Source organism: Amycolatopsis sp. SID8362, from assembly GCF_010550475.1.
GTDB lineage: Bacteria > Actinomycetota > Actinomycetes > Mycobacteriales > Pseudonocardiaceae > Amycolatopsis > Amycolatopsis eburnea.
This window is the reverse complement of the sequence record NZ_JAAGNB010000753.1, coordinates 1-1385: the sequence shown is the minus strand read 5'-3', so window position 1 is coordinate 1385 and position 1385 is coordinate 1. Positions and strand designations below refer to the sequence as shown.

General features: G+C 75.5%; 1 protein-coding gene and 1 pseudogene. One reads left to right on the top strand and one right to left on the bottom strand.

Going from position 1 to position 1385, the window contains the following annotated elements:
- On the bottom strand, window positions 1-484 hold a 484-nt coding region (locus tag G3I65_RS57485), incomplete at its 3' end, for a translation initiation factor IF-2 N-terminal domain-containing protein (protein ID WP_239071400.1).
- Window positions 485-951: 467 nt separating this feature from the next.
- Here G3I65_RS57485 and G3I65_RS23470 point away from each other — a divergent pair.
- A pseudogene (locus tag G3I65_RS23470) lies at window positions 952-1385 on the top strand (serine protease); the annotation flags it as partial.

The following is a 1385-nucleotide window of genomic DNA, read 5'->3' as shown; positions in this document are numbered from 1 at the left end:
GGTCGGCGTCGCCTCGGGTGGGTTGCTGGTCGGCGTCGCCGCGGCCGGTGAGCTGGCCCTGGTCGGTTTCGCCGCGAGCGGGGGCCTGGGCGGTGTCGCCCTGGGCGGGTTGCTGGCCGGCGTCGGCCTGGCCGGTGGACCGGCCCTGCTCGGCGTCGCTCCCGGTGGGGGCCTGGCCGGTGGCCTGGGCCTGGTCCGTGTGGGTCTGCGCGACGGCGGTGTGCGATGCCTCACCGGTGTCGCCCTCGGCCGGGGTAAAGGCCTCGGCGACCTTGAGGGCCACTTCCCTGGTCACGCTCGACTGTGCGCTGCGCACGCTTTCGCCCAGCTCGGCGAGCTTGGCGAGGATGTCCCGGCTGTGCGACTCGAGCAGCTTGGCCAGCGCGTGCACCCGGATCCGGGCGGGCAGGTCGGCCAGCGGGCCGCTCGTGGGTGTGGCGGGATTCCCGCCGGTGTGCTCGGCGGGTGTTTCCGCGTTCGACATGTTTCTCCTCCGCCCCCGGGCGCGTCTGCCGGTTCGCACCGGCAGGGACGCGGCCGCGCAGGGGCCCCTTTCTGTTCGTTCCGCCGTGGTGGTCACCAGCGGCGGGAATCCTTGCCCGACAACCGGGCGCCGCACCACCGCTTCCGGTGGGACGCAACCCGGTCAAAGGTCTGCTCGGCGGCGTGCGTGACCCACTCGCGGCCCCCGGGCCGCCCGCCACGTCGTCCAGCCGCCCGGTTCACGGGCGGCGACGCGCCGCGGGAGTTCATGCACATCACCGGGCCGAAACGCCGCGGGCAGCACCTCTCACGTGCGCCCCGCGGCCCAGCGGCCACCCCGAGTATCCCACACCGGGTGACCACTCCGGTGTACTCGGTACCTCCCGCAGGCGTCCGGGCGCGCCGCGAAGGCCACCGGCCGGGCGAACTTGGCCGCAGCGCTTGTCCACCGGGCACGGGGTGGCTACCGTGCGGCTCGGGGTGGCCGGATCGATCGCGCGCACCGGCACCCGCGGTACCTGCATTCCGGTGGGAGGTCCGGTGTCCCTGCTGGCGCGGCCGCTGCGGGCGGCCGTGTGCACCGTCCTGGTGCTTTCGGGGTGCGTCACCGCCGGCCCGGCGGTGGCCGACGAGCCCGGCTGCGCTCAAGGACGGTCGCTGCGCTACGTCGTCACCTTCGACCGCGGCACCAGCGAGGCTGCGGCTCGCGGGCAGATCAGTGACGCGTGCGGCGCCACCACCGTGTACTACCCCCAGATCGCCGTGGCGGTCGCGACCTCCGGCGACCCGGGCTTCGGCGCGCGGATCGGGCTCGACCGGGCGTTCAGCGCCCAGGCCGAGCGGCTGGCCGCGCAGCGCGCCACGGACCCGGTGAAACCCCAGCCCGCGCGGGCGGCGCTGCC